This window comes from Algoriphagus oliviformis (assembly GCF_017254915.1).
Lineage (GTDB): Bacteria > Bacteroidota > Bacteroidia > Cytophagales > Cyclobacteriaceae > Algoriphagus > Algoriphagus oliviformis.
The window spans coordinates 25,488-49,692 of sequence record NZ_JAFKCT010000013.1 but is presented as its reverse complement, the minus strand read 5'-3'; the positions used below and the strand labels follow the sequence as shown (position 1 = coordinate 49,692).

Annotated in this window: 18 protein-coding genes; 7 read left to right on the top strand and 11 right to left on the bottom strand. The window is 47.2% G+C overall.

Annotated features, from left to right (window positions below):
- Nucleotides 1-10: 10 nt before the first annotated feature.
- The 5 genes from gmd to J0A68_RS20965 form a co-directional block, all read right to left on the bottom strand.
- On the bottom strand, nucleotides 11-1,129 hold the full coding sequence (gene gmd / locus J0A68_RS20985) for a GDP-mannose 4,6-dehydratase (protein WP_206580219.1): 1,119 nt from the start codon (nucleotides 1,127-1,129) through the stop codon (nucleotides 11-13).
- 660 nt (nucleotides 1,130-1,789) lie between these two features.
- Nucleotides 1,790-2,041, bottom strand: coding sequence for a hypothetical protein (locus J0A68_RS20980; RefSeq protein ID WP_206580218.1), 252 nt, complete (start codon nucleotides 2,039-2,041; stop codon nucleotides 1,790-1,792).
- 102 nt (nucleotides 2,042-2,143) lie between these two features.
- The gene (locus tag J0A68_RS20975; RefSeq protein ID WP_206580217.1) at nucleotides 2,144-2,350 is read right to left on the bottom strand and encodes a hypothetical protein; all 207 of its coding nucleotides are present in this window, start codon (nucleotides 2,348-2,350) and stop codon (nucleotides 2,144-2,146) included.
- The gene (locus J0A68_RS20970) at nucleotides 2,350-2,796 is read right to left on the bottom strand and encodes a DUF5675 family protein (protein ID WP_206580216.1); all 447 of its coding nucleotides are present in this window, start codon (nucleotides 2,794-2,796) and stop codon (nucleotides 2,350-2,352) included. The genes J0A68_RS20975 and J0A68_RS20970 overlap by 1 nt, the downstream gene beginning before the upstream one ends.
- A 1-nt stretch (nucleotide 2,797) precedes the next feature.
- Nucleotides 2,798-3,544 carry a hypothetical protein gene (locus J0A68_RS20965; RefSeq protein ID WP_206580215.1) on the bottom strand — a complete coding sequence of 249 codons (747 nt, stop codon included), beginning with the start codon at nucleotides 3,542-3,544 and terminating at the stop codon, nucleotides 2,798-2,800.
- 1,888 nt (nucleotides 3,545-5,432) lie between these two features.
- On the opposite strand from J0A68_RS20965, the gene J0A68_RS20960 reads away from it, so the two are divergent.
- Nucleotides 5,433-8,003: a thiopeptide-type bacteriocin biosynthesis protein gene (locus J0A68_RS20960; RefSeq protein WP_206580214.1), complete on the top strand. Its 2,571-nt coding sequence runs from the start codon at nucleotides 5,433-5,435 to the stop codon at nucleotides 8,001-8,003.
- A 245-nt stretch (nucleotides 8,004-8,248) separates the two neighbouring features.
- Here J0A68_RS20960 and J0A68_RS20955 read toward each other — a convergent pair whose 3' ends face one another.
- Both J0A68_RS20955 and J0A68_RS20950 read right to left on the bottom strand, forming a co-directional pair.
- Nucleotides 8,249-8,974, bottom strand: a complete 726-nt coding sequence (locus J0A68_RS20955) for a LytR/AlgR family response regulator transcription factor (RefSeq protein ID WP_206580213.1) — start codon at nucleotides 8,972-8,974, stop codon at nucleotides 8,249-8,251.
- Between the two features lie 197 nt (nucleotides 8,975-9,171).
- The gene (locus tag J0A68_RS20950) at nucleotides 9,172-10,299 is read right to left on the bottom strand and encodes a histidine kinase (RefSeq protein ID WP_206580212.1); all 1,128 of its coding nucleotides are present in this window, start codon (nucleotides 10,297-10,299) and stop codon (nucleotides 9,172-9,174) included.
- A 926-nt stretch (nucleotides 10,300-11,225) separates the two neighbouring features.
- Between J0A68_RS20950 and J0A68_RS20945 the strand changes: the two genes are divergently transcribed.
- Both J0A68_RS20945 and J0A68_RS20940 read left to right on the top strand, forming a co-directional pair.
- Nucleotides 11,226-11,702, top strand: a complete 477-nt coding sequence (locus tag J0A68_RS20945) for a MauE/DoxX family redox-associated membrane protein (RefSeq protein ID WP_206580211.1) — start codon at nucleotides 11,226-11,228, stop codon at nucleotides 11,700-11,702.
- 818 nt (nucleotides 11,703-12,520) lie between these two features.
- Nucleotides 12,521-12,781: a DUF6520 family protein gene (locus J0A68_RS20940; protein WP_206580210.1), complete on the top strand. Its 261-nt coding sequence runs from the start codon at nucleotides 12,521-12,523 to the stop codon at nucleotides 12,779-12,781.
- A 57-nt stretch (nucleotides 12,782-12,838) separates the two neighbouring features.
- Here J0A68_RS20940 and J0A68_RS20935 read toward each other — a convergent pair whose 3' ends face one another.
- The 3 genes from J0A68_RS20935 to J0A68_RS20925 all read right to left on the bottom strand — a co-directional run bounded on the left by J0A68_RS20935 (nucleotide 12,839) and on the right by J0A68_RS20925 (nucleotide 18,974).
- A complete protein-coding gene (locus J0A68_RS20935; RefSeq protein WP_206580209.1) occupies nucleotides 12,839-14,155 on the bottom strand; it encodes a RagB/SusD family nutrient uptake outer membrane protein in 1,317 nt (438 codons plus the stop codon).
- Nucleotides 14,156-14,277: 122 nt separating this feature from the next.
- Nucleotides 14,278-17,463: a SusC/RagA family TonB-linked outer membrane protein gene (locus J0A68_RS20930; protein WP_206580208.1), complete on the bottom strand. Its 3,186-nt coding sequence runs from the start codon at nucleotides 17,461-17,463 to the stop codon at nucleotides 14,278-14,280.
- Entirely contained in the window at nucleotides 17,460-18,974 is a 1,515-nt protein-coding gene (locus J0A68_RS20925) for a TlpA family protein disulfide reductase (protein WP_206580207.1), read from the bottom strand. The genes J0A68_RS20930 and J0A68_RS20925 overlap by 4 nt, the downstream gene beginning before the upstream one ends.
- Nucleotides 18,975-20,383: 1,409 nt before the next feature.
- On the opposite strand from J0A68_RS20925, the gene J0A68_RS20920 reads away from it, so the two are divergent.
- The 4 genes from J0A68_RS20920 (at nucleotide 20,384) to J0A68_RS20905 (ending at nucleotide 23,294) form a co-directional block, all read left to right on the top strand.
- Nucleotides 20,384-20,596 (top strand): helix-turn-helix domain-containing protein, encoded by a 213-nt coding sequence (locus tag J0A68_RS20920; protein ID WP_317195140.1) that lies wholly within the window; start codon nucleotides 20,384-20,386, stop codon nucleotides 20,594-20,596.
- A 372-nt stretch (nucleotides 20,597-20,968) separates the two neighbouring features.
- Nucleotides 20,969-21,145, top strand: coding sequence for a hypothetical protein (locus J0A68_RS20915; RefSeq protein WP_206580205.1), 177 nt, complete (start codon nucleotides 20,969-20,971; stop codon nucleotides 21,143-21,145).
- 29 nt (nucleotides 21,146-21,174) lie between these two features.
- Nucleotides 21,175-21,825, top strand: a complete 651-nt coding sequence (locus J0A68_RS20910; protein WP_206580204.1) for a hypothetical protein — start codon at nucleotides 21,175-21,177, stop codon at nucleotides 21,823-21,825.
- Nucleotides 21,826-22,160: 335 nt separating this feature from the next.
- The gene (locus tag J0A68_RS20905) at nucleotides 22,161-23,294 is read left to right on the top strand and encodes a cysteine desulfurase family protein (protein WP_206580203.1); all 1,134 of its coding nucleotides are present in this window, start codon (nucleotides 22,161-22,163) and stop codon (nucleotides 23,292-23,294) included.
- Here the strand turns inward: J0A68_RS20905 and J0A68_RS20900 are convergent.
- A complete protein-coding gene (locus J0A68_RS20900) occupies nucleotides 23,291-24,205 on the bottom strand; it encodes a hypothetical protein (RefSeq protein WP_206580202.1) in 915 nt (304 codons plus the stop codon). The two genes, J0A68_RS20905 and J0A68_RS20900, sit on opposite strands and share 4 nt — an antisense overlap.

Here is a 24,205-nt window from a genome sequence, read left to right as displayed (position 1 = left end):
AAAAAAGAAATCATCCCACCATATGCTCCCACTGAGCATTGTAGTTGTTCTTCACAATCTCCACATCGGAGGCCACCATTTCCTTTACCAGCCCAGCTAAGTCGTACTGAGGCTTCCAGCCCAGTTTGGTCTTGGATTTGGTGGGATCGCCGAGCAGCAGGTCCACCTCAGTAGGTCTGTAATATCTCGGGTCAATCTGAACGACTGTCTTCCCTTTTTCCAATTTGAAGTCCGGATTGGATGCGGATACCACCTTGGCCACCTCATGCTCTCCCTCTCCCTCAAAAGCCAGCTCTACTCCTACCTCTGAAAATGCCAGTCGGACAAAATCCCGCACGGTGGTGGTCACACCAGTCGCAATGACAAAGTCCTCCGGCTTATCCTGCTGCAATATCCTCCACATAGCTTCCACATAGTCTTTGGCATGTCCCCAGTCACGAAGCGCGTTGAGGTTACCCAGATACAGGCAATCCTGCTTGCCCAGGGCGATGGCCGCCGTGGCCATGGTGATCTTGCGCGTCACAAAGGTTTCCCCTCTTCTAGGGGATTCGTGGTTGAACAGGATACCGTTGCAGGCATACATGCCATAGGCCTCTCTGTAGTTTTTGGTGATCCAGAAACCGTAGATTTTTGCTACCCCATAAGGGGAACGCGGGTAAAAGGGAGAATTCTCATCATAAAAACCCTTTTCGTTTTTGTTTTCCTCCAGGCCTCCATAAAGCTCGGAAGTAGAAGCTTGATAAATCCGAGTCTTGTTGATCAAACCAAGAATCCGCACGGCTTCCAAAATCCTCAGGGTCCCCATGCCGTCCACGTTGGCCACGTATTCGGGAGAGTCAAAGGAAACCTTGACATGGCTCATCGCACCGAGGTTGTAGATCTCATCGGGCTGCACCTCCTGGATGATGCGGATAATATTGGTAGAATCGGTCAAGTCACCGTAGTGCAGCTTGAAATTGACATGTTTCTCATGCTGGTCCATGTAGAGGTGGTCAATTCTCGCGGTGTTGAAGGAGGAAGCTCTACGCTTGATCCCATGGACCATGTATCCCTTTTCAAGTAAAAGTTCGGCTAGGTAAGAGCCGTCTTGGCCGGTGATACCGGTAATCAATGCCACTTTATTGTTCATAGTTCTGGGGGTTGGCAATATCGTCCAAGAATTTTTCGGACTTTATTGGTTTACAAATTTTCTATTACACTCTGCTAAATCGGAGAAAAATTATTCCGAAATCAATTCACGACTCTTAAAATCCTACTGCATAAGCTACACAAGCCCAAAATTTGCATGGGTTACAGCTTCGCCCTTTCAGTCACATTTCCGATTGGCCAAACCGGACGCAAACTCTCCAATTGGAAGACGAAAAAGCTGCCTTCACCTTTAGTCTTCACTTAAAACGCTAAATATCTCGAATTACCGATTTTTCAAAAAAAACCGCAAATCAATAAGAAAACATAAAATATTAACCCAATTGACGGCAATTCCTTTAGCAAATATAGGGAGATGAGTAGTTTTTGTACTCATTTTCGAAAACTTTTTTAGGCCTATTTCCGGCAGCAGCCCGAATATTTCTCCCTCTATAAGAACATTGAATTTTTGTGCGACTAAGCAAATAAAGCACCATTTCGTTAAATAGCTGCTTTACTGAGCCTTCTATTCAAACATATTGAGGGCAGAATACCCAAAACGGGGAGGATTTAAACGAATCATGGGAAAATTGGTTTAGATGGTATAAAACCTAAAATCCGGGTGGCATACACCACCCGGATAAAAAACAAAAGAATAGGTGGGTCACTCCATCGAACCCAGCAATTTCTCCTCCAGCTTCGCCTCATCCACGGTCAGTTGGCAGATCCCCACCAGAATGGTACCGGCAGTGACCGCGTGGGCAGCATAGTCCAAGAGGATTTCAGGTACATGCCCCGGTGCAGCCAGGACAGTTGTACCGACCGCTGCGATAATCAGTCCTACCTTCTTCAGCAGCTGAAAGAATGGTGGAGTTGGGGCTAAAGCCCTGCTTTTTACTTCCGAGATTAGATTCATGTGCTTTTATTTAGTTATTGCTAAATAGTTATTGATTCATTACGGTCTGTAGCTGAGAGGCCATAGACCATTGAGGCGGTGGTTGAAAGCGCCAAGTGACTGTCAGAAGCGCATGTTTTTGAGTTGGATGCGATACTTTTCCAACAGAGACTTGATGAGGGCCTGCTCGGCCTCCAGCCTGACCACCGACTCCTTCAACCGAGCAAGCTCGGTACCCATCAGCTTAAAATCCTGTATCAGGAGCTTGAGAAAATAAGCGATGACAGAAAGGAGGAGCGCGATGACTCCTCCCGTTAGGGTTTGCCACATCAATCCATCCATGCGATCTGATGGTAGGTCAGGTTGAGGGCCTGTTCTGGACAGCTCCTTATCTCCAGCAGGCTCTTTTCCCCTTTCCCGAGCGCCTGCCCTATCCGGATTTTGAGCCTCCGTAGTGCCTGGTAATCAGGCACTCCTTTGCCCTCTCCGGTAATTGCAGATGCCAAGACGATATGCGGCATTCCGGTTTCCATCCCCAATCCGGCAATCCTTGAGACCGGCGGATTTCCCACTTCCAAAGCGGATAAAAGTTGGTGGATGGAGAGATCATTGTTTTGATCTAGTTCCACTCCATACTTTCCTTCTGGGATACAGCGTGAGTGCGGCCGAAAATGGCTTGCCGGCGGCTCGATGGTCAGGGAAAGGAACTCTCCTCGCCAGTAAAGCCGGCCGTTGGTACCTCCGGGCCAGTACTCACGTGTGAGCAACAGATCCATCTCAGACGACAACAAGGATTACTGCCGGATTCAGAGAAACGTCAAAGGAATCGTATTGTCCCCCATTGACGTCCATGAGGAATTCCAGTGACACTGCGAAGAAGTATTTTTCTCCAGCTATTGCCGGTTTGGGCAGGGATAAGACCAGTTCCGGGTGGGATTGGGAATTGATCAACGATGGAGCAGAGGCACTGATCTCGGTGTAGAAGGTTCCGGCGACTGCATTCACCGCCGCCCGGATCAGGGAAAAGCGGAAGTGAGTCGACCCTTGGGCATAGACCAGGTATTTGGATGGCACCATTTCGGGTATGGTGACGGTCACGGACGCGGGATCGTCGACAATAGTCAACTGCTTTTTAAATACCCGGTCAAATACCGCATTCTCTGAAAATTGGAAGCCCTTAAGGATGGACATATCTCCCAGCTCGAACTTTCTTTCCCCTCTTGCGCTGGTGAGATCGGACTTGATCACCTTCATGGATTGGGAGTAGAGCCGGTTGTGGAGCTTGCCCCCATTGGATTTGATCTCGATCTCACGAAAAGCGTTTTTGAGGAATTTGGCAGCGGTGGCCGCCCTTGAAAATTCCTGCATATTCTCCCTTGTTCTCTGGAATTTGGGATCCGTGAGGAGTCTTTTCTTGGTGACTCCACCTTTGCGCCGGGCGATGAAGTTCCCGTCCCGGTTTTTATAGAATGAAAGGTCACCGATGGTGCCCTCGAGTTTGATATAACCAGCTTGTTTTGCCATGTGTTCAGTTGTTTTAAATGTGAAACATGGCCAAAATCTGAAGGTATCTATCTGGATATCAAAACAAAAGTAGAAACCGTGGATTCTGTGGATTCTAAAGAAACTGTGGATTTCATAGACTTTGTGGAAAATTTGGATTTTATGGAAAATAAGGGCAAAACCCCAAGTATGGTGCCTTTATCTAGGGGATATCATGCGGGTATCTAGAGGGTATCATGCCTTTGTGTTGGAAGTAGGGAGGTTGGAGGTTGGATGTCGGGTGACCGATGTCCGGTGTCTGGTGTCTGGTTTTGGAGGTTGGATGTCGGGTGACCGATGTCCGGTGTTGGAAGTTGGAGGACGGTCGATTGGTAAATAGTGCAGCCCCGCTAAAAGTCGTGGGAGGAGCAGGACAGCGGGAAATAGTTCGACTCCCTACGGGGTCGGGATTTAGTTTCCTTGGGAATTGCCTCGGGTTTCACCCGCGGTTATTGAGAAGTTTGACCCTTCGGCGTCTGATGAAGCAGGCCAACTGGAAAAAAGCTCCATAGGAGCGACAGCTTTGTAGCCGGGCATGGAATCCTGAGGCACGAAGGATGGAATGCCCGGTATAAAAGGATAAAAGCCATTGACCTCGGCGCAGGAATAGTGTGAGGATCGAGAAGCCAATGCCGAGGAGGTGATCTACCTCACCCCCAGCCCCTCTCCTTAAAGAGAGGGGAGTTAACGACGGAATGATTTGAGAATTTGCTTTTCAAATAATTATCCCATTTCCCGAGAGGAAATAAGGCTGGGGGCCTGACTTGTATTAGGCTATTGTTGAGCGCAGCGGAACCCACGGTAAAAAAGAATAAAGACCGTTGACCTCTGCGCAGGAATAGTGTGAGGATCGAGAAGCCGATGCCGAGGAGGTGATCTACCTCACCCCCAGCCCCTCTCCTTAAAGAGAGGGGAGTTAACGACGGAATGATTTGAGAATTTGCTTTTCAAATAATTATCCCATTTCCCGAGAGGAAATAAGGCTGGGGGCCTGACTTGTATTAGGCTATTGTTGAGCGCAGCGGAACCCACGGTAAAAAAGAATAAAGACCGTTGACCTCGGCGCAGTGATAAGGTGAGAATTGGAAAGCTGATGCCGATACTTCGATATGGTTCGACCAACTCACCAATCGAGCTCAGTACAGGTGTACGGAGACGGGACATTGCAACGGAGTCCGGTCCCGCAAAAAATCGTGAGTGAAGCAGGACAGCGGGAAACAGCTCCGTAGGAGCGACAGCTTTGTAGCCGGGTATGGGATCCTGAGGCACGAAGGATGGAATGCCCGGTATAAAAGGATAAAAGCCATTGACCTCGGCGCAGGAATAGTGTGAGGATCGAGAAGCCGATGCCGAGATACGGAGTTGGTGGTTGATTGGCAAATAGCCCTGCATTGAAGTACGACAGGGCTTGGGTGAGGACTTAGAAACCTCGATGGTTTCTTTCTCTTCGTCCTTTTGGCTTGACCCAAAAGGACCAAAAGGTCAAGACGCAAAAAAGCTTCCACCGCACATGGCCGAACGCCGGCCCGCTTTTGCGTCGGCCCGACCGCGCCTATCCGAACTGGGATTTGCGTCCGCCAAAGGCCGGGGGTTTGGAGTCTGACCCTGAAGGGGTCAACTGTGAAAAGCCGTGGGTGAGGCCTGAGGTACGAAGGCTGTAACCCACGGTGAAAAAGAATAAAGACCGTTGACCTCGGCCCAGGAATAACGTGGGAGTCGGAAAGCCGATGCCGAGGAACGGAGAAGCAAGACAACCGAAAAAAAAATCGAGTTTGTATCCCAAAAGCAGGTGTACGTACCCTAAAATGGTGCTTATATAGCCTTTTTTTGACCTTTAACGCCCTGTGATTTAGAATCGAAATAAAAAGCCATGAAGTTTTTATTTCGAACCCCTCTGTTTGATTTTGATCCAGACAATGAATCTGAAATCCGAGAAAACTGGCAAAAAATCATTGAAGCCATCTCCATTTCCTCCCCAAGTCTTGCGCGTGAAATCCGAAATAAGGGATACGAGGACTTAGCCAAACCAGTTAAGCTAAAAGTGAAAAAGTACATTTTGAGAGGCCGATACCGCTCCACACCTTTTGGCAAACTTGCGGGAGTTGGTTTGGGCACCGATATGCAACAAAAATTCTCGATTGATCTGAGTCAAGCAGACGAGCTTCGATCAGATTGCACTATCGAAAACCCGGAATCCTCCTACGAGCATTGGCGCCTTAGTGTAAGTAGTCTTAGCCAGTTTAACCGAAGGGTATTTTTAAGTTATCTAGTCAAGGAAGAACGTTGGGCTCTACTAAGTATTCCACATAACAAGGTAATCAGCCTATTGGAGAATCATTGTAAAACACATTTGAAGATATGTTTTGCCGAGTTTCGATCGTGGTTTAAGGAAGGGAGCCAACACTACATTGAAGAGATTTGGAGGGAATTGATCAAGATGGGAATTTTGTATCACAGCGAGGACTGGCTAAAAACCCTAATAAGCCCTTCGGTCTATACGGATGTTGTTGTCAAAGATCAGTTGGGGATTCAAGATGAGATCAAGAACATCCTTGATGATTTTTTTCAAACCGCTGGAAATCTTTTTGGCGAAGTATCCTCGGACTACCTAGAGGGGTTCAAAAAATGGTTTCATGTTAAATTCGATGATCGATTTATCCCTCTACCCTTTCTGCTAAACTATCAGGAGTTCACGAGTTCAGATTTTCTGGAGCTAATTCCAAATGGACTAAGTCAAAAAGAATCCTTGGAAATCCCAGATTCCCTTTGGGGGTGCGAGGAGGTGGATTTAAAAAAAATTGTAAAGGATGCTCCTTTACCGTCTCAGATTTACCATGTGGATCTGGTAGTCAAGATCCTAGACGACAACAGTATTGTCGTGGACAATGCACTGTGCAACCGGCCTTTTGTTTTGATAGGTCGATTTAACAGAAATGAAGAGATCTATGCATTTGAAAAAGAAATCAAGTCATTAGTGTATCCAAATGATGACATAATCTATGCTGAGGTTCGCATTTTTGAAACCCATGTAGTTCAGGGAATTTGTGCCACCCGGCCGGTTTTTGAGAAATATATCAGTCCCTTTAATCAAGGGGATCCTAATTGTATCCCTCTCGAAGAGATCGAGATGGGATTGCACGACGGTGAGTTTTTTCTTGTTCACAATCAATCGGGAAAAAGAATTATTCCGATCATTACCCACCCTCTGAATGGCAAAGAAATAAGCCATCCATTGATCCGTCTTCTTTGGGAGCTTGAGCATCAGAAGTCATTCAATTTGGCCCATTACCATGCTCCGCTTTTTTCATCAAAAACCTATACCCCAAGACTTTGTTGGGGAAAAATCATCATGCAATCAAGGAGATGGGTCATTAATTTCCATCAATTTGAATTGCAAAACGAGTTAAAAAAATGGCTGGTTGAGCAGGCCTTGCCATCCAATATTCTGGTGGGTATTTACGACCGTGAATTGCTTGTCAATTGGGAAAGTGAGGATGGATTAGAGATTTTATGGCTTGAACTAAGGAAGTACTCCAAGTGTGTACTCAGCGAAGTTATCTGGAAAGGCAAAAGTCCCTATGCCTCATCCAAGGGAAAAGCAATCTATCCACAACTCGTAATAAGCCATCGGAAAGAGATAAAAGAAAAGCCCTGGACCGGATTTTTGAATTCAATTGACCATGAAGATCCAAAGTGGCTATATTTGGTATTTTGGGTTTCCGAGGAGGATTTTGAGGATTCCATGCTTTTACTTTTCTCATTTTATCTGATTGATTTCCTTAAAAGGAAACGGGTTCTTTGGTATTTTTTGGTTTATCCGGACGGGGAGCAGATACAGGTAAGATTGAGGTTTTGCCCCAATTCGAAGGAAGAAAGAGAAGAAATACTTTATCGCCTAGTCAATAACATTCAGCGGCTGCGATTTGAGCTACGCCCTTACTACCCAGAGGCAAAAAAATACGGGAATACTACCTATCTGATTTCTGAGAGTTTGTTTTGGATGGAATCCTCTTTGGTCAGTGAAATTATCCGAAAGACGGTTCGTCTGAGTGGGTCGAGTACAATTTCCACTGAGTGTCTGAGTCATTTTTGGACAGATTTGATTCTTTCAACCGGAATGAAAACCTATGGTTTTAAGATGCTTAGAACTCGGGTTAAAAAGATTTCGCATGGGGCAAAGCGACGATTTTCTGCAGAACCGAATGAAAAAAACCGATTCAGAAGACTGCCACTGGCCTGGAAAAAGGACTACAAGGAAAAATTGATGACCCATTTAAATCATTGGGAGGAAGAGCATATGAAATGGCAAATCATCAGTAATCATCTCCATATGCAGGTTAACCGATTTTATTCTTTGGACAGAAAAATCATGGAGGACTGGGTTTATTTTTTGTTGTATAAGGAAATGGGGAGAAGGATTTTTGGGAAGGGAGGTCGATGACGGATGTTTGAGGACAGAAAATAATGAGGTCGGACTGCAAATTCGTCCCGGCGGAGAATTCTGTCTCCGTTTCGCCGGCAGTTCGATTCCGTTTCTAAACTATCTCTCTGCGCCAGCGAGGGGGAAATGCCTGGGCCATCTATCCTGGGGTTGAAACCCCTGGCTACCAATAGGTCGTCTCGATGCGGATTTTCAGTGTAAATACCCAGTGCCAGTAGGGTCACCATCTTGAGGGCTCAAGCCAATCAGTTTTTTTTGATAAATTCAAAGAATGATTGGTGATAGTCCTCCCCTATTGGGATTTTAATACCATTTTCCAGAAGACAGTGATTGGAAAATACCGATTTGATTTTAAGGTAGTTAACCGCAAAAGAGCGGTGGATTTTACAAAGAAAAGGTCGATTGAATGTTTCCAAAGTCTGATATAAAGGGTTTGGGATCCGAAGAATTTCATCGGACTCCATGTAAACAAAAGACACTTTCCTTTTTTGTTCTATGTATTTTATGTTGAGCGTATTGACAGAAAGGAGACTAGGTTCACCAATGACTTTCACAAAAACCACATTGTCATTAAAGGAAAAATCTTTTTTATAGCAGGTACCTTCGAGCATTTTTTTAGCTTTATCCAAACCGTAGGAAACTTCATAGTCGTTGGCAATTTTTAGTATGAAATAAACGACATTATATCTGAAGCTTGGAACTCCGTATTTAGCATAGGCAGAGCAGGCGATTATCGGTATATTTTTATTTTCTATGCGTTTGGCTATTTCCAAACCACCAAACCCTTTCATTTCCATATCCAAAAACAGGATATCGATTTTGTGTTTTTCGATGTTATCCAGCGCTTGGAATGGATCGCCTATAGAGAATGAAATTTCATATCCAGGGATAAAGGAAAGAATGCCAGCCAGAATTTCCCGGCTAGAGTCTTCATCATCGATGATTCCGAGTTTATATATTTTATCCGACATATTGAGCTGGGTTAAGTAAAACCCGCAAAATGCAAGAGCATTCCTGATACGAGCCAATCCGCTGCGGCAGACGGGACAGACTACAATGGTTCCTACAACATAAAACGGGTTAAAGAATTGATCAACAAGGTCAATGAAAATTATCTGGAGACCCTCTTATTGAATCCTTATACATAAAACAAGCAGCGCAAATCTCCCTACACACCGGCATGGTTTTGACCGTAATGAATTTGAAGGAAAAGGTTGAATTCAGCTTCGGATTTAGAAGTAAAAAGTTGAAATCGATCTTGGAAATAGTAATTGAGAATCCGCCGTACAGTTTTGATTCCGAATCCGGATGGACTCACCGGATCGGCCCTATTTAAGTCATTTGAAATGGAAATGGCAAAAGAATAGCTCTTGTATTCAGCCGGAAACATATCCATGGAAATCAAACATGGATGTTGGGATTTTAGGCAATTGCCATGTTTGAAGACATTTTCCACCAAAGTCATCAAGATCCATTTCGGGAGCTGAAATTCACCCGGATCTATATCCCTTAGATTGATGGAAAATTTGAGGTTAAGTTTTTCTTTGAAGCGAAACTGTTGGCTTTCTAGATAACTTTTGACCACGCGGATTTCCTGACCAAGGGAATTGGGATGATTTGGATCCTTGTAACTGTAAGACAGTACCTCAGTAAACTTGGAAAGCTTATGGGCCAGGTCAGGGGAAACATTTTTCATGTCAATCAAGAATGTGCTGATCCAATTGAGAACAAAATGTTGGCTTAGCTGAGATGATCTGTGTTCTGTCTCCAGTCTGAGGTGTTCGACTTCCATTTTCTTATGAAGCTCCTGTCTTTTACCGTCTATATAAAAGAACCAAATGACTATAATATAGACAGTAAAATGAAAAAACCGGGTTGCCTCATTCCCGAAAAAAATTCTGATAGAAGGCACATCAACAAGCCCTGGCATCAGGATGAAAAACTTTGCCAGCATATATACAACCAGGATTAGTATAAGCTGAACAAATTCCAGAAGCCACTTTTTTTTTAGAAATACCTGAGGCATGAAATGAAAAAACAGGAATTGGCTAATTGCCACGCCACCGGCAAAATTGACCAAGATTACAGGCAAAGAAGCCAAGGGGATTGCTCCTATAAATCTGATAATCAAATCAACACCTGTAATAACCATCCAGATCCACCAAATGACCAGGCTGGGTCTATTTTTCATCAGCGTAAAGATGCGTTCCGTACCCTGATTGAGTTGGGCTATACCCTCAGGAAGGGGTTCTGTACCCTCAATTTGATTTTCAAGGTGATTAAAAATAGTTTTCATGCATACCAAATCAAGGATCTATGCTAACACGGAAGGAAAGAAACGATTGCATGGAAGCAATCAAGAAATTTAGAATCAGGAAGTTGAACAAGGAAAGGACTCAAGGAAAAATACTGATGACCAGCATTACCAGCGAGTGTCCTACAACAACTATTACGAGTATCCAGTAAGGCTAATCGAGCATCTTGAATGTGCGAAAAGGGGATGCTTGGGAGCCTGGTATTTACTTCTTAACACTTAGCCGAACAAAGGCCATACAATCCGGATCGTCAGTCCGGCGGAGATAACCTCCAAATCAAAGGATCTGTCAAATTCAAAGGCAGGTCCTTTTCATTTTTGGGGTTTATAGAAGATCACTTCTTCTATTTCAGTGACTGTGATATGATGAAAATCGGCGAATTCCTGAATGGTAACCAGGTGATGCTTCATTTTACCCACACTCTCTCTCACTTGCTTTAAAATCTTATAAGCATAAGATCTACTTCGACCGGTGAATATCATTATATCCTGAGCATAGATCGTTTTTCTATTAGTCAGCATTGAATTACTAAGGATACTTCCAAGGCGAGCCCAAAAAAAAGCCCACCCACCAATTACAGGCCTGAAAATGTACAGCAATAAAGCGTCAAGTAACTCAATGTAATTAAGTTATATTAATAAAAAAATAATTTTACTATTTTTTCTTGGTGGATAGAACATGAGGTTAGGAGGTTGGATGGTTTGGGTCTGCCCACCATGAGTGTTGGAAGTTGGATTGCAATTTTTACTGTGGGACCTCGGAATTTCATCCCGACAGGAATCTGGCGAAGAATCGGTGCAGGTGGCGAGGAACGGAATAAGAAAGTTGGTTCATACCCCTATTTTGAGTCTTCGTACCCTTTGGAGGGGTTTCTGTGGCTGAGAATTGTTTATATCCTTTTCGCTTCTTGAAATTTGACAAACTAATTCAAGGAGATATGAAGGGACGGGATAAAGCATTTAGTTCAGTTTTAATACTTGTTTTTGGATATGCCGGACTTGATAAACTAATCCGGTTTAGCACCAGCCGAAATGCCTTTCACAACCAGACTTTTCCCCCCGACCTTGCCGAAGCGCTGAGTTACCTAGTGCCTGGAGTAGAGTTGCTACTCGCCCTGCTCCTGCTCTTTTCAGCCACCAGATGGTGGGGATACTTGGGCAGCCTCCTGCTGCTGACGGTGTTTACCACCTACGTGGGACTGATCTGGGTGGGAGCTTTTCCCAGGGTGCCCTGTGGCTGTGCGGGAATCATGGAAAGCCTCGGCTGGGCGGAACACTTCTGGCTAAACTTAAGCTTGATTGGGATTTCAGTTTATGGGACACGGGTTGCAGAGAAAAACCTCACCCCCCGCCCTCTCCTTGAGGAGAGGGCGCCGGTGCAGTAGACAAACCAAGCTCCGTAGGAGCGACAGCTTGGTAGCCGGGGGCTTTAGCCCCGGGCGGAAAGTCGACCATCGGCTCCACCTCGGCGCAGGAATATTCTGAGAAAAGTAAGAGCAGTGCCGAGGAGGAGCAGATTTTGATTCGGATTGCAAATCCTACGGTAACCGGTCGTGATTGCAAATCCCGACCAGCTAGGGCTATCCGCCCTCGGCCTTTGGCTTCAAGGCAATAAAAAGGCCGAAGCTAACAACTCCGGCTTTTAGGAAGATTGAATCAAAATGATGTCTTATCCAAAGTCAATATATCCAAGAAATAGGAATAGGCCAAGCCTATAGGCCTACCGACGCGCTTTCCAAGAAAAACAGAAGGCGGTGGGTTATTCCCACCGCCCGCAGTCCAACAGTCTGGAAACTGTTGCGCCAAAAGTGTAAGTAATCAGGAAAAAGCAATGTTAAACCAAACCGATATCGGGAGGACTGGGTGTTTCGCACCGGGTACCAACCAAAAATGCCAATTCCCTTGGGTCGAAAATAACATGTGCCGGCCAAATCCACAACAAAAAAAGGGCAGGGAAAGCCCAGCCCTGCCCCGCGAAATATAGTCTGGGAACCAACAGACAAGCCTGCCGGTCCCCCGACCGTTGGACGAAAAAATAAGGGTATCCTTTGCCGCTCCGACCGGCGGTAGATCCGGAGCACCGCCGACATCTGGCAAAGGACGGGGCGAAGCCGAAAACCCCTGGATAGAGTAGGCAAACAACCAGAAACGGTTTCCCTGTTTTTGATGGGTTAAAAAACAGGGCAAAACGATGAATAATTTAATGAAACGATTACCGCTGCTGGCCTTTGTGCTGGCGGCAACAATAGCTTTCGCTTTTTCACCCAAGGGTGAGGACAGTAACCAGTACGGCCACGATTCCACGCAGTGGATCAATGTGACCGGGGTGACTCCCGGTCCCACGACCTATACCTGTGATGCAGCCGTGTCCGAACACTGCCTCTACGACGCTCCCAACGGGAATCCGCTCAATCCTGGTGAGAACAAAATGTTTGTCAACAGGGGGATCGCTCCGCTGAAGTAAGCCCCCAAGCCTGTTCTGTAAGCCCGGGACAAATGAGTCCCGGGCTTTTTATAAAACTCATTGGAATTCCAGATCCAGCTCGATATTAGGCAATTCCAGATACAATCGGTTCGGGTTGGGCATATGGTAGGCCTTGCCTCCAATCTCACGTATCGGAGACTCTCCCAATTCTCCCATGGCTGAGAGGCGCTTTATATCCATCCAGCGGGTACCGCGAAAAACCTGCTCCTTCTGCCTCTCCTCAAGCACCAAATCCAGCGGATTTTTCGAAAGATTCTCTTCCCAGTCCTCCGGCCTTTGGTACCTGTTCCCTGCCAGGACTCCCAGCAGACTCAGCCCCTCCTGCGTCCTTCCCAGCCTGACCAAAGCCTCCGCTCCCGTCAAATACATTTCCGGAAGAGCGATTCCCGTAAAAAGGTTGTAGTCTCCGTTGTAGGAGCCTTTGAATAGGTTTCCATTGGTTCCCTTGGTAAAAAATAAGGCAGACCTCAGGTCCCCCTTGCCATACTTTTCGGTCAAATCCATATTGACATAAGTCGCTGCACTCGCCGTTACCGAAAAACTGCTGGTGATTCCGTAATAGAGTACCTCCGAATTGAAAAGGGCAAAGGGATAGGGGGCTAGGCTGTCCTGCTCATGATAGTCCAGCAGGCTTCCCGTGTTCTGATCCAACACATACTCTGCGGACTCCAGAGCCTCCTCCCAGCGTCCGGTGTACAGGTAAAGCCTGGCCAAGACTGCCTGAGCCACTTTCTTGTTGGGTCTGTTTTGGGACAGAGATCCGGGAGAAATCAGCCCATATGAATCCAGAAGATCCTGCTCCACCTGAACCAAAACTTCCGAAACAGTCCACCATTGCGGTGATTGATTCATATCCGGAGTAAGCTTGACCGGAATTTTGATTTCGCCGTCATCCAGTACAGGAGAAGGCAGAAAAAGCTGAGCCAGTTGAAAATAGGCCAAGGCGCGAACAAAGAGGGCCTCCCCTTTCAGATGCCGGACTTCATCCGAACTTTCCAGATCTTGCAGAACATCCAAGGAAACATTTACCGTTAAGATTTTTCGATAAAGCCTGGAGTAATCTGTAGAGCGCTCCACAGGTTCAAAAACCTGCTCCTGCCAGAGATAGGCATTCTGTTCCCAAGGTGCCAGTCGCTGCCAGTTTGGATCATCGGTCACCCAGTCGTCCGCTTGGATAAAGTCGATCAGCGCATTTTCGTTGATCGTGGTATAGTAATCCAGCAGGGCGCGGACATCTTCTACTGTGGATGGTACCAGAATGGATTTCTCGGGTTTTTCGTCAAGGTATCCCTGGCAGGAAAACAATCCCGCCAGAGGCCCCAGCAACAGGCATAGGTATTTGATATTTTTCATTTCGTTAACGTTTAGCGGTGAGAAAAAAAAGGGTGGTCAGCGCCGCTGACCGGGAGAGTTTTGGGTTTATATCAACTAACCTTTATGAGAAATCACCCCCTCCTTTTACCCCGTTTTTATATTTAGAAATCGAGCTGCACTCCGAAGGACGCAGACGTCAGGGGTTTGGAGGTCTGGTAATCCGGATCCAACGCATCGTCGGATGCCTTCCAGATGATGCCCAGATTATGGGCATACGCATACAACTGGGCAGAGCGGAAAGGGAGCCAGGACTGCCGATCTTGGGAGAAGGTGTAGGCCAGCCTTACATCGTTGAGCCGGATATGGTCGCCCTTCTCCACCAAAATCCCCGAGTTAGCATAAAAGGCATTTCTGCGGGAGTCCGCCGTCGGAGGCAGGGATGGGATCTGGGTAAACTCCTCGTCTCCGGGCTGCTTCCACCTGCGGTCAAAATCCCCATGACCGATCTCCCCCCTGAGCAGGGTGAAGTAATCGATGGACCGGCGCTTGTAATAGTAACCGAAGCGATAGGAAACGTTGACCGAGAGGCTGAAGCCACGATAGGATAAATCATTGCGCAAAGCCCCAAACACCGTGGGCCGGGCTGGGCCGTGGTATTGCAGGTTGTCGATGGTCGCTGCCCGGGAGATCGCCAGGTAATCTTCGCTGGCTTCGCCATCCAGGTATCCCATAGGGTTGCCCTTGTCCGGAGAGAGTCCGGCCCATTCGTAGGTATAGATTCCATATAGGGGTCTGCCGACGATCGGCTGCGGTGCGGCAGAAAAGGCCGTACCCAGGAGATTGGCAACCGTCGGCAGTTTTTCGAAGTCCTTCACTTTTTCACGGAGCTGGCTAAACAAAAGATTGGTGCTCCATTGGATGGATTTTCGAAACCAGCGCACGTTCATATTGAGGTCAACACCCCTAGTCTGGGTTTCGGCAAAATTACCTGTAAAGCTCATTTGCCCCGATGAGGCCGGAACTGAGTACTCTCCCAGCAAATCGCTGGATTGTTTGTCGTAGTATTCCAAAGAACCCGCAAAAAACCCGCTCTCTGTTTCCCAGTCTAGGGCTAGATTGGCCATACGGATCTTTTCCCATCGGAGGTCTGGATTCGGTGGATTCACCAGCACCGCAGCGCGCATCTGGGGCAGTACATCGTAAAAGAGAAAGTTCACATAGCGGGCGGTCACGTCAGAGGACAAGCTTTTGTCCACGTTGCCGCTGTAGCCATAGGTAGCCCGCAATTTCAGGAAGGGCATACGGGCACCGTCGAGAAAACTCTCTTCGGACAGAATCCAAGCCCCTCCCATTGACCAAAGCGGTACTCCCCGCTTATTGGCTTCCACCCCGAATATATTGGACTGGTCTTTTCTGGCGCTCAGCGTCAGGAAATACCGGTGTCGGTAGTCGTAGCCCACATTTCCATAGTAAGAAACAAAACGGTCCGTAGTGCCCGAATGGGACTGGGCAGAAAGAATGCTTACTTGGGAACCAGGATTGTAATACATGGGAAAACGGCTCACCCAATCCACCAACACACTGCTGCCCATATCATCCCGGTATCCGTAAAAACGGTCGGTATACCCCAAGCCCTGTCGGTCGCGGACTTCCGCTCCAGCCAGCACATTCAGAAAATGTATCCCGCCCATATCCTTTGAGTAGGTCAACTGGGGGCGGAAGGTATGGGAGTGGGATTTGTTTTCGCTGACATTCAGCACGTCCCCCAAAGGAACCGGATAGCTCAGGTTCCCGTCATCTTCGGTCTGGCTGTACTTGTTGATCAGGTCACGGGTGTAAAAGAGCTCCTGGCTGTTTCGGTCTCTCCCCGAGGCCAGATTGGACCAATACTGGTAATAGACTCCCAAATCCAGATCCGGGGTGATGTTCCATCTGAGGGACGGGGAAATCCTGAAATCGTGGGCCTCGTTCCTGGAGTCCAGTCTACCGATCTCGTCCAGGGGAAAGTAGCGCCAATCCAGCAGTCCCTTGCCTTCCACGGATTCGATGTATCGGGTGCTGTAGGTATGGGTGACCCAGGCCGGATTTCCGGAGGCATCCGTCAGGGACTCATAGGCATAGCCATTGGGTAGAACCGTGCGGGTGTCGGAGCGCTGTCGGGCAAAATTGAGGTCGATCCCGGCCTCCAGTTTGTCCCGCAGCAAAGACCATTGGTTGCCGCCCGCAAGTGTCCATCGGCTTTTTCCGTTGTCCCGCAGGTCTGCGGCGGATTGGTCATAGCCCAAGGACAGATGATATCCGTGCCGCTTCCCTCCTCCCCTGAGCGACAGGGCATATTGCTGGCTGATGGAGGACTGGAGGTAGTGGTCTTCGAGATCGCTTCGTATGTCTGAAGCGCGGTATTGCTGCAAGCGGGCCTCTGCCTCGACGGAAGTGATCTTCCCGTCCCGCTGGGCGATGAGCGTCTCCACTACCGGGGAAAGCTTGGGCTTGTTGGCGTTGTTTTCCAAGGCCCGATAGAAATTGTTCGCAAAAAGCTGCTGCTCTATCCCTATAAAATCCGGAATGGACATCTGAGGCATATAAAACAAGTCCCGTGCCTCGGTAGCGGTCAGGTTGGAATTGAGGCTCACCTGCATGGCTTGGTCTTCGCTACCCCGATAGGTAGTGATGACAATCACGCCGTTGCCCGCCCGGGCTCCCCAGATGGAGGATGCGGCGGCATCTTTGAGGACGGTGATACTGGCCACGTCGTTGGGGTTGATGTTTTCCATGGGACCGTCATAGGGGAAGTTGTCCACAATGATTAGAGGCTGGGTATCGGAGAAGATGGTGCTCCGTCCCCGGATGGTGATGGGATCATTGGCCGCCTGGGGACCGTGGTTGAACAGGAGGCCGGAAGTCACGTCCTCCAGGCGGTCCAGCACGTTTGCCCCTACCCTGCGCTGGACGAGCTCCCGGTCGAGATGGGCGAAAGAACCCGTCGCACGTTCCTTGGGTATCTGCTGGTACCCGGTGGAAACCACGTCCACCGCCGATAGGTCAATCGACTGGGCAAGCAAACGGATTTCCAAGGGCTCGGCCACGGGAATCTCGAGCTCCTGCTCGTGGGTTTCCATCCCGATGTAGGAAACGGACATTCTGTACCTGCCGACAGGGACATCGAGGGAGAAACTTCCCGTTTCGTCGCAGATCGCCGTGTACTCGGTGTCCAAGAGCCGGACAAAGGCCCCCGGCAGAGGCAAGCCGCTTTCATCCCATACCAGCCCTTTGAGCTCCACGCTCTGGGACCGTGCCGACAGGCTCAGGGAAAATACAATCAACAGGCAAACAAGAAATCTATTCATGGCTGGGTGGGTTTCGTGGGCGATAAAAAGGTCATGGGATCGGCATCCTGCTCCAGGCGTCGGATCAGGTCTTCCGGCTCCATGAGCAGGATGGATTGCAGCAGGATCTTGCCTTCTTTGGAGACGATCATTTTTTGGGGGTAGGAATTGATCGAATAGGTCTTGAGGACGCCCGTGCCCCGAGGCACCCAGGCGTTGAGGGAGCTTTCTGAGGCATATTTACCGGAGGCAAGACTTCTCCTCCAGTTTTCAGCGTTGGCATCCCCATTGACGGTCAGTATGAGTATCTGATCACTATCGCTATACCGCTCACTGAGTCCGGCCATCAAACGCCGGTGCTCCTCGACACAAAACACGCATCCCGAGATCCAATAATGGATCAACACCGTCTTCCCCTGGAGCGAGGCCGGGTCCAGCTTGCTTCCATCCGGCAAGTAGATCCCTTCGGCCGAGAAGGTGCCAGCTGCATTGGCCAGGAGACCGTAAAACCTCCGTTTGATCCAATCGGATTCAACCAGGGGCAGGTTTTGGGCGATGACTTCCGGCAGGCGGTCTTCCATGCGATTGAAATTGTCCAAGATGTAGAAGGCGATCACCTCTTCTCTCAGCGGGTTGGGAAGAGGAGCATAGACCTGCTCGATGGGAATCTGCCGGGCATGGGATTCCATCAGGGCAAAATGGTAAAAACCCTGAGCCAAGAGCGGGTGGGAAATCTCCTGGGTGGCCAGACCAAAGGTATCCACCCAATCCCGGAGCTTGGCCAGCTTGGCGGGATCCTGCTTGATCGCATGCCAGGCGAGTTCGGACTTTTGGATGCCGTTGTAAAGGATTTGACCCTTTATCGCTGCTTCGACGAGCGCTAGGCGTGGGGCTGGCAGCACATCACGATGCCGGTGTAGGATGGTGAAGGCGGGATGGTCCAAGCCGTGGGAGGAAATGTATCGAAGTGTCTCCGTCCAAGCCTCTTCCGCATCCCCGATCAGCTGCATCCGCACATAGAGGTTCTCAGGACGGGTGCGAGATCTGTTCCAAAGGCTTTCGGTAATCGAATCAGACCGGTAGAATTCCCGGTCTGCGGAAAACAGGACGGGATCCGTGTTGAACCGCTCTTCTTTGAAAATCCGGTCTACCTCATCTTGCAGTCTGTAAAACGCCGCATCGGGGCCGCCGAAGAGAAAAGTGCCGGAGCTGTGGTCTACACGCAACCTGAGGCTGTCCCCCGGGAGGTATATCCACTGTCGAACCAACCTGCTCCCGCCCATACTCAGGTCAAAAAAACCACGCCTTGCGACTGGGGGAAAAGCTGCCTCGAAGACCCGGAAATTCCGGCTGCCTTCAAACATATTACCTTCGGTACCGGCTGCCTTGGCCGCTACTCCTGGGGTGACGTTCATCCGCCCGCTGACCAAGTGGTCCCAAAAGCGGAGGCTGAGCGAGTCGGATGCCATTTCGTTGGACACTTCAATGTAGAGCGCTCCCCCCTGCCCCGCGGAATCCGTCGTATCAATCAAACTAAATTCCCTATGTTGAGAGCCAACGGTCCATAGACCACAGTCCAAAGCCGTTTCGTGCACGTCACTGCGAGGAGGCTTTTGGGCCGACGTGGTAGTCTCTTTAAATTGTCCACGATCCACAGTCCACGGATTCGACACCTCGACCGGTTCGGTGACCTCTGGGCAGGAGCTCGGTGAGCTTGGATTCACCGACCACGGACCGCCGTCGATTTCATGTGGTGTACTTCGGAGGAAAGTATCGGGACGGAAATCTCCGCCCCGATGGGTATCTCCTGAATGTGGGGAGACGCTGGGGCCGCTGAACCTATGAAGAAGATCGGCCCCGGGTGGATCAGCAACTTTTGCTGTGGCAGTGCTTATGGGAAGACATAGGTATCCCAGTAAGCAAATGAGTAGTGTTTTTTTCATATGCTTTAATGGTTGTTTTTGAAGCTGGATGATAGATGACCGATGTCCGATGTCCGATGTAGTCAACGGTCCACAGCGGAGCACGTCACTCCCGAAATCCCTCGGGACAGGTGCGAGAAGCCGGTGAGGGCGACGCGGCAGTCCCATTCTTAAGAATACTGCTCCCTTTGAGGAGATTGCCGCGGATAGACCCTCTCCGATCGTCGAGTTTCTATCCTCCCGCCACAGCGGCCAGGCGCAATGACGAATAGCCAAGACATAGTCCTCCCACCCTGCCTCCAAACGGCCATGGTTCGACAAGCTCACCACAGGGCTTCAGGTTAAGAAATAAGTGAATTTGCGATAAGCGAAGATTCCTCTGCAGTGGAAAGAGCTTATCATTGGTCGACAGTCGACGGACCACAGTCGACAGCCGCTTTCGTCACTCCCGGATTAGTAGAGGTAGTCCCGTCGGAGTGTACAAGGTCCGCACGGGAGCAATCGGGGAGAAAAAGTGTTAAGTTCGAATCTGGCGATCAGATCGGATTCTTGGGCTTCAGGGGATAGAGGCGATCAAAATCGAAAGCACCCCGACAAGCCAAGCAAAAATTTTCCATCCTTGCCCAAGGGGCAAGCGATCCAGTCCAGCCACTCCCCTTCTTGGAGTGATCTCCCTCTGCAAGCATACTCAGTATTCTTGGACTGGATTGATTCATTTCTTTTCGTTTTCAATAATGCATTCCAACAGCTGAAAGACATTCTTTATGTCTTCCTGCTGTACCCTATCGCTTTCCTCAAGTTCAACCAGCTGCAGAATCCTCAATAAGGAATCCCTAAACCGAAAGGCTTGGTCTCGTGGGATCAGGATTGATTTTACAGATTCCTGTGTATCTCCTCTGTTTCGCTCTTCTTTCATGTAGATTTTAGGTAAATATATGTAGATTTTCTACATATCAAAACAAAGACATGAAGATTTTTAACAATTATCTGTAGAATTTATACCTTAGAGTATAGAAAAAATGGAAATGACCAGACTCGGAGAAGTTTTCAATCGTCGATCAATCAATAAAGCTGAAGTAGCCAGGAAAACTGGACTAAGCGATTCAAGAATTGGACAGCTTACTAATAACCCAGCCACCAAACTCACCGCTGCGGAGCTTTACCTGATCGCCAAGGCAATAGACGAGGATCCGTGCAAGCTGCTGGAGTATGTGTGCCAGGATTTGAAGTGAGGGGGAGAATACATAAATCACGAAGTCTTTGCTTTTTACAAAGGGATCAATCGCAGCCAGTACGTCAAATACGAGAATGGCAAATCAGATTTGCAGGTCTCTACACTTGTCTGGATTATCCTATGCTATCGTGAAATGACGGTGGCGAAGTTTTTTGGGGGGATGGAGGTGCCGGAGGGGATATAGGCTGGCAAAAAAAGTTTTGGCGAGGAAAGATGCGAGTGGGAAGGGACGGTGTATGTGTATAGGGTTGGGTAGTGCCTGAGTAGGAATATTTGATGCAACGAATGGGTCGCTTGGAATATTAGCCGTAAATCGTAAAAATTGAACCAGTTTTTGCTAGATTGAATTGCAATAGAAAAGGAGGTAAAAATGAGTGATAAGGATTTTGCAAAATTGATGGAGATTGCCAAGGAAAGCATCGAGGCGGCAAAGACCATGTCCAAAAAAGAAGCGATAGCTTCCTTGAATCGGGCGGGGATTGTTACGAAAAAAGGGGAATTCACTAAAAACTACCCTGCATTAAAGGCTCACTCAAAGCGGAAATAGGGCAATTCTTGATGTAATCATTTTTTTTGATGTATGATGTAAGACCTAATTTTATCATCGGATTTCATGGGTGTGAGGAAACAACAAGAAACAAACTTTTATCAAGTCCCAATGAACTGATATTCTCTACGAAGCCGTATGACTGGCTCGGGCACGGCATGTATTTCTGGGAAAACAATTATACCAGAGCTCTGCTTTGGGCTGAAGAGAAAAGACGAAATGGCAGCATAAAAAAACCTTCAGTCCTTGGTGCAGTCATCCACTTAGGCTATTGCTGTGATTTTCTGGACTCCAAGTACATTCAGTTAATCCAATATTATTATACCTCCTTAAAGGATCGTTCTGAAATTTTAGGAGATGACCTTCCGAAAAATAAAGATGTCCCAAGTGATCCCAATAGGGATATGCTTTTGAGAAATCTGGATTGTGCGGTCATTGAACATATGCACCAGCAAATTTTCGAAAACTGGAAAAAGGAAACTGAAAAAGATGGAAATAGTTCCATTCGAAATTTTGATACTACCAGAGGCGTATTTACCGAAGGTGGCCCTGCTTTCGAGGGAGCCGGACTTTTCGAGAAAAGCCATATTCAGGTTTGTGTACGGAATCCAAATTGTATCAAGGGATTTTTCATTCCCAGGGAGGAAGTAATATTCCCTCAAAAGCAGGATGGCCTTTAGCCCTGTAACGATTGTGACGATTTATATCGATTAACAAAACGTTGAATTAGTTCGGGAGGATTGGGACACCGAAGCCAAAATTAGACATTTGAACGAGGAAGACGCTAGCCCCCCTGCCACACATTCAATTTTCGCATATTCCAACACACTAAAGCCAAGTGATAGACTTCTATCATTTTTGGCAAATGAAGGCACATTTCGGCCTATTTGACGCAAATTTTTAGCAAATTTGGCTGAGAATAATTTGCATGCCGAATGCCAAAGTACACGAAAATCGTGTATTCGATTAGTGATTTCGGCTTATTCGTTTCAGCCAAAATTACTCCAATTTCCGGATGCCAAAATCAGTTGACTTACCGCTTTACCTAGACAATGCCTCCACCACTCCCCTAGATTCCAGAGTCTTCGACGCAATGACTCCCTATTTCTTGGAGGATTATGGAAACGCGGCAAGCACAACCCATATCTTCGGAGAGCGTGCCGCAAGAGCAGTGAAGGAATCACGCCAAACCATCGCTGACGCGATCAACGCCCAAGCCGACGAGATCCATTTTACATCCGGGGCAACAGAGGCTATCAACCTGGCACTTAAAGGCGCCTACTTTGCCTTTGGGCAATCCAAACCACATATTATCACTGTGCAGACGGAACACAAGGCCGTCTTGGACACCTGTGGCTATTTGGAAGAGGTCGGAGCAGAAGTCACCTATCTCCCCGTCGATTCCGAAGGCCTAGTTGACCTAGATGAACTGAATTCAAGCATTCGAAAAGACACCCTCTTGGTCAGCGTCATGGCCGCGAATAATGAAACGGGAGTCCTGCAGGATATCAAGAGCATTGGAGAAATATGCAAATCCAAAGGAGTTATGTTCTTTACTGATGCAACCCAAGCCTATGGCAAAATCCCTTTGAATGTATTGGATCAATCTGTAGATATGCTTTGCTTCAGTGCGCACAAAATCTATGGCCCTAAAGGAATTGGAGGACTTTATGTTAAAAAAGGAATACAGCTTACCCCACAAATCCATGGAGGTGGTCATGAGTTTGGGCTACGATCAGGGACACTCAATGTTCCCGGAATCCTAGGCTTGGCCAAAGCGACCCAGCTGTGTTTGGAGGAAATGGAAGAGGTAAGTACCCGCTTAAGGAAGCTACGGGATGACTTTGAAACCGAAATGGAAAAAGCTAGAAAAATCAAAGTCAACGGAAAGAATGCTCCCAGACTTCCCCACTTCAGTAACTTCCAATTACTAAATGAAGAAGCAGAATCCTTTATCCTTCGGAACAGAAACAAAATCGCAGTAGCGCAAGGATCAGCTTGTAATTCCGCACTTGTTCAGCCTTCGCATGTTTTGAAGGCGATGGGGTTAGGAGATAAAGAAGGCGAGAATTCGCTTAGATTAAGTTTCGGATCGCCGCACATTGCAAAAGACTTTATCAACAAAAAACTTTTTAAGTTATTTAATTAAGCAGGAAATATATCTTTCCACTTAAAAATTTGATTCTTTTTAATTTCATCATTAACATGTGTTATCTTTTCCAAAAGTGAAGGAGAATCTCCCCCAACTTCCAATTCAAATATCGGAAAAAATTTCTCAATCGAGTTAAAAAAAACGCCATGCTTTTTCCTTACGCTTTTAAAATAATCTAAATGTCCATTTATAGAACGAAAATCCAAATTATCCAACTTAATTACCAACTCCTTTATATTCCCAACCAAACTTCTATTTTCTCTCGCAAATCTCCCATCTACTTTAGTTGACTGAAATTCCCTAAGTACTTGCTTAAAACCTACAACTGGCAATATCTTATGAGAGTATAGCTCACTCAAATAATTTTCAAGCATTCTACGAGAAAAACTCTCATCTAGCCAATATAACAATATCAAAAAATCAACCGTATCCTTAATATGGCCAATTTGTTGAAAATTAAAAAAACGAGAGAAAAACATTCTAGCAGGATAATCCTCCGTATAAAAAAAAACCTTTTTCTCAAACACCCTACTCAAGTAGAGTGCATATGCGGCAGAGCATAATTCGCCGTTTCTTTTTTTTGAATAAGCAGTATAGCAAGAAATCCTATCAAAATAGTCATCACCAACATCTCTAAGAAGTTCCTCATTATCATTTTTCAAACTTCTAAAAAAAGTAAGTCGTTGATCAATCTCCTTCCTAAAATTATCTAACGCATTTCTATTAATATATTTTGAATTAAATTGACTATTTAAATTGATATATACATTGTCTTTAATCTCAGAAAAAACAAAATCATTAATTTTTATTTCAACCTTCTTCATTCTTTTCAAAAGGCTACCATCACTATCAATATAAATCAAACTAATAACTGTACATGCATCCAATAAACAACAAATATTACCCAT

Excerpts from the sequence above, each read along its gene's own strand:
- J0A68_RS20920 (WP_317195140.1), top strand. The coding sequence starts at position 20,384 with ATGGAAATGACCAGACTCGGAGAAGTTTTCAATCGTCGATCAATCAAT.
- J0A68_RS20980 (WP_206580218.1), bottom strand. The coding sequence starts at position 2,041 with ATGAATCTAATCTCGGAAGTAAAAAGCAGGGCTTTAGCCCCAACTCCA.
- J0A68_RS20965 (WP_206580215.1), bottom strand. The coding sequence starts at position 3,544 with ATGGCAAAACAAGCTGGTTATATCAAACTCGAGGGCACCATCGGTGAC.
- J0A68_RS20940 (WP_206580210.1), top strand. The coding sequence starts at position 12,521 with ATGAAACGATTACCGCTGCTGGCCTTTGTGCTGGCGGCAACAATAGCT.
- J0A68_RS20915 (WP_206580205.1), top strand. The coding sequence starts at position 20,969 with ATGAGTGATAAGGATTTTGCAAAATTGATGGAGATTGCCAAGGAAAGC.
- J0A68_RS20950 (WP_206580212.1), bottom strand. The coding sequence starts at position 10,299 with ATGAAAACTATTTTTAATCACCTTGAAAATCAAATTGAGGGTACAGAA.
- J0A68_RS20955 (WP_206580213.1), bottom strand. The coding sequence starts at position 8,974 with ATGTCGGATAAAATATATAAACTCGGAATCATCGATGATGAAGACTCT.
- J0A68_RS20910 (WP_206580204.1), top strand. The coding sequence starts at position 21,175 with ATGTATGATGTAAGACCTAATTTTATCATCGGATTTCATGGGTGTGAG.
- J0A68_RS20930 (WP_206580208.1), bottom strand. The coding sequence starts at position 17,463 with ATGAATAGATTTCTTGTTTGCCTGTTGATTGTATTTTCCCTGAGCCTG.
- J0A68_RS20935 (WP_206580209.1), bottom strand. The coding sequence starts at position 14,155 with ATGAAAAATATCAAATACCTATGCCTGTTGCTGGGGCCTCTGGCGGGA.
- gmd (WP_206580219.1), bottom strand. The coding sequence starts at position 1,129 with ATGAACAATAAAGTGGCATTGATTACCGGTATCACCGGCCAAGACGGC.
- J0A68_RS20975 (WP_206580217.1), bottom strand. The coding sequence starts at position 2,350 with ATGTGGCAAACCCTAACGGGAGGAGTCATCGCGCTCCTCCTTTCTGTC.
- J0A68_RS20970 (WP_206580216.1), bottom strand. The coding sequence starts at position 2,796 with ATGGATCTGTTGCTCACACGTGAGTACTGGCCCGGAGGTACCAACGGC.
- J0A68_RS20960 (WP_206580214.1), top strand. The coding sequence starts at position 5,433 with ATGAAGTTTTTATTTCGAACCCCTCTGTTTGATTTTGATCCAGACAAT.
- J0A68_RS20905 (WP_206580203.1), top strand. The coding sequence starts at position 22,161 with ATGCCAAAATCAGTTGACTTACCGCTTTACCTAGACAATGCCTCCACC.
- J0A68_RS20900 (WP_206580202.1), bottom strand. The coding sequence starts at position 24,205 with ATGGGTAATATTTGTTGTTTATTGGATGCATGTACAGTTATTAGTTTG.